This window comes from Microbispora sp. ATCC PTA-5024 (assembly GCF_000511135.2).
Classification (GTDB): domain Bacteria; phylum Actinomycetota; class Actinomycetes; order Streptosporangiales; family Streptosporangiaceae; genus Microbispora; species Microbispora corallina.
Genome location: NZ_KI866522.1, coordinates 1087762 through 1091106 on the forward strand (window position 1 = coordinate 1087762; position 3345 = coordinate 1091106).

Here is a 3345-nt window from a genome sequence, read left to right on the forward strand (position 1 = left end):
GGCTCGGCGTGTCCCACCGCGTGCGCCTGCAGGACCGCTTCGACGTTCGGGTCCTCACGCCCGGCGGGCGGCGGGGACGGCTGCGCCGCGGACGCCTGCCCGGGCCGCTCCACCTGCTCCCCGCGCTCGCGGCGTACGGGCTGCTCTCGCCGGCGGACCGGCTGCGGGCGGTCCGCGGCGCGCTCGCGCTGCGCGGGCTCGACCCGGCCGACCCGCGGCTCGACGGCATCGGGCTCGGCGCCTGGCTGGCCGAGCACGGGCAGGGACGGGCGGCCAGGGACGCCCTGTGGGACCTGTTCGCGGTGGCCGCCCTCAACATCGGGGCCGACGAGGCCGCGCTCGGCCCGGCCGCCATGGTCTTCACCACGGCCCTGCTCGGGCGGGCCGGCGCCGCCGACATCGGTTTGCCCGCCGTCCCCCTCGGCGAGCTCCACGGGACGGCCGCCCTCGCGGCGATCGAGAGGAGGGGCGGCCGGGTCCGGTTGTCGGCGAAGGTCCAGGCCGTCGGCCCGGGGCCGTGGATCGTCGTGGACGGCGCCAGGATCGCGGCGTCCGCCGTGGTCATGGCGACGCCCCACCAGCAGGCGGCGCGGCTGGTGCCCGCGGGCGCGGCCCCCGGCCGGGACCGGTGGCGCGGGCTCGGCGCCAGCCCCATCGTCAACGTGCACGTCGTGTACGACCGGCCGGTCACGACGCTGCCGTTCGCCGCCGCGGTGGGCTCGCCGGTGCAGTGGATCTTCGACAAGACGGTGGCCGGAGGGGTGACCGGCGGGCAGTACCTCGCGGTCTCGGTGTCGGCCGCCCGGCGCTGGATCGAGGTGCCGACGTCGGAGATGCGCGAGGCGTTCGTCCCCGAGCTCGAACGGCTGCTCCCGGCCGCGCGGCGGGCCGCGGTGCGCGACTTCTTCGTCACCCGGGAGCGGCGGGCGACCTTCCGCCAGTCCCCCGGCAGCGGCGCGCTGCGGCCCGGCGCGGCCACCCGCTGGCCCGGGCTGTACCTCGCCGGCGCGTGGACCGACACGGGCTGGCCCGACACGATGGAGGGAGCCGTGCGCAGCGGCCTGGAGGCGGCCCGCCTGGCGAGGCGGCATCTGGAGCAGGCAGCGGCCGGGGAGGCCCCCGGCGCGGCCGAGGGGTGGCCGGCATGACGATCGCCAGGGACGCCGCTCCCGGCGTGCGCGAGGCGGAGGCGGCGCTGAGCGCGGCCCGCGACCACCTGCTCGGCCTCCAGTCGCCGGAGGGGTGGTGGAAGGGCGAGCTGCAGACCAACGTGACGATGGACGCCGAGGACCTGCTCCTGCGCGAGTTCCTCGGCGTGCGGACCGCGGAGGACACGGCCGGGGCGGCCCGCTGGATCCGCTCCCAGCAGCGCGCCGACGGCACCTGGGCCACCTTCCACGGCGGCCCCGGTGACCTGTCCACCACGGTCGAGGCGTACGTGGCGCTGCGGCTCGCGGGCGACCCGCCGGAGGCGCCGCACATGCGCGCGGCCGCCGCCTTCGCCCGGGAGGCCGGGGGCGTCGAGGCGACGAGGGTCTTCACCCGGATCTGGCTCGCCCTGTTCGGCCAGTGGCCCTGGGACGACCTCCCGGTGCTGCCCCCGGAGATGATCCTCCTGCCGCCGTGGTTCCCGCTGAACGTGTACGACTGGGCCTGCTGGGCCCGGCAGACGATCGTGCCGCTGACCATCGTGAGCGCGCACCGGCCCGTGCGGCCGCTGCCGTTCGGCATCGCGGAGCTGCGTACGGGCCGCCGTCCCGGCCACGGCCGGCGGACGGGCTGGGACGCGGCCTTCGATGCGCTCGACCGGGCGCTGCACCGGTACGGGCGGCGGCCGGTCCCGTGGCTGCGCCGGGCCGCGCTGCGCCGGGCGGCGGAGTGGGTGGTCGCCCGGCAGGAGGCCGACGGCTCCTGGGGCGGGATCCAGCCGCCGTGGGTCTACTCGCTCATCGCGCTCCACCTGGAGGGCCGCGGCCTGGACGACCCGGTCGTCCGCCGGGGCCTGGAGGGGCTGGAGCGCTTCACCATCCGCGACGGGAACGGCCGCAGGCTGGAGGCGTGCCAGTCCCCGGTGTGGGACACGGCCCTCGCGGTGGGGGCGCTGCTCGACGCGGGCGTGCCCGCCCGTCACCCCGCCGTCGACCGCGCCGCCACCTGGCTGCTGGGCGAGGAGATCACGGTCACCGGCGACTGGGCGGTCCGGCGGCCGGCGCTGCCTCCCGGCGGGTGGGCGTTCGAGTTCGACAACGACGGCTACCCCGACATCGACGACACGGCCGAGGTGATCCTCGCCCTCCGCCGTACGGGCCGGGCCGACGCGCGGCCGGCGATCGCCCGCGGGCTGCGGTGGATGGCGGGGATGGCGTCGCGTGACGGCGGCTTCGCCGCGTTCGACGCCGACAACACCCGCGCGCTGTGCACCCGGCTGCCGTTCTGCGACTTCGGCGCGGTCATCGACCCGCCGTCAGCCGACGTCACCGCGCACGTCGTCGAGGCGCTGGCCGCCGAGGGGCACGCCCGCTCCCCCGTCGTACGGCGGGCCGTGCTGTGGCTGCTGCGGGCCCAGGAGCCGGACGGATCGTGGTTCGGCCGGTGGGGGGCCAACCACGTGTACGGGACGGGGGCCGTGCTGCCCGCCCTCCTGGCGGCGGGGGTGCGCCCGGGGGCGGCGTGCGTGCGGCGGGGGGCGGCGTGGCTGAGGGCCCACCAGAACCCCGACGGCGGCTGGGGCGAGGACCTGCGCTCCTACCGTGACCCCCGCTGGATCGGCCAGGGCGCCTCGACCGCCTCCCAGACCGCGTGGGCGCTCATCGGGCTGCTGGCCGCCGACGGGCGGTCCCCGGCGGTCGAGCGGGGGGTGCGCTGGCTGACCGGGCACCAGCGGCCGGACGGCACCTGGGACGAGCCCCACTTCACGGGCACCGGCTTCCCGGGCGACTTCTACATCAACTACCACCTCTACCGGCTCGTCTTCCCGGTCGGCGCGCTCGGCCGGTACCTGCGCGCGGGTGAGGACGCACCGCCGTGACCGGCCTCGTCGTCTGCGTGGCGCTGGCTCTGGAGTCGCGCGCGATCCGGCGCGGCCTCGATGGCGGGCCGCGACGTGTGCGCGGGCCGCGGCGCTCCCCCCTGGTGGTGCGCGTGGGAATGGGACCCGTTCGGGCGGCGCGCGCGGCGGCGGCGCTGCCGCCGTTCGGCGCGCTCGCCGTCGCCGGGCTCGGCGGCGCCCTCGACGACGGCCTCCGCCCGGGGGACGTCCTCGTGGCGACCGAGGTCCGCTGGGACGGCGCCGTCCTCCCCTGTCCGTACGGGCCCGCGCTGGCGGCCGCCTCGCGCGCGTGGGGC

At 78.2% G+C, this 3345-nt stretch carries 3 protein-coding genes; all 3 read left to right on the forward strand.

What is annotated here, in order from left to right; all coding sequences use genetic code 11:
- On the forward strand, positions 1-1148 hold a 1148-nt coding region (gene hpnE / locus MPTA5024_RS04905), incomplete at its 5' end, for a hydroxysqualene dehydroxylase HpnE (protein ID WP_084369421.1).
- Positions 1145-3028: a squalene--hopene cyclase gene (gene shc / locus MPTA5024_RS04910; protein ID WP_051458025.1), complete on the forward strand. Its 1884-nt coding sequence runs from the start codon at positions 1145-1147 to the stop codon at positions 3026-3028. The genes hpnE and shc, both read left to right, overlap by 4 nt.
- On the forward strand, positions 3025-3345 hold a 321-nt coding region (locus tag MPTA5024_RS41855; RefSeq protein ID WP_036320260.1), incomplete at its 3' end, for a phosphorylase family protein. The genes shc and MPTA5024_RS41855, both read left to right, overlap by 4 nt.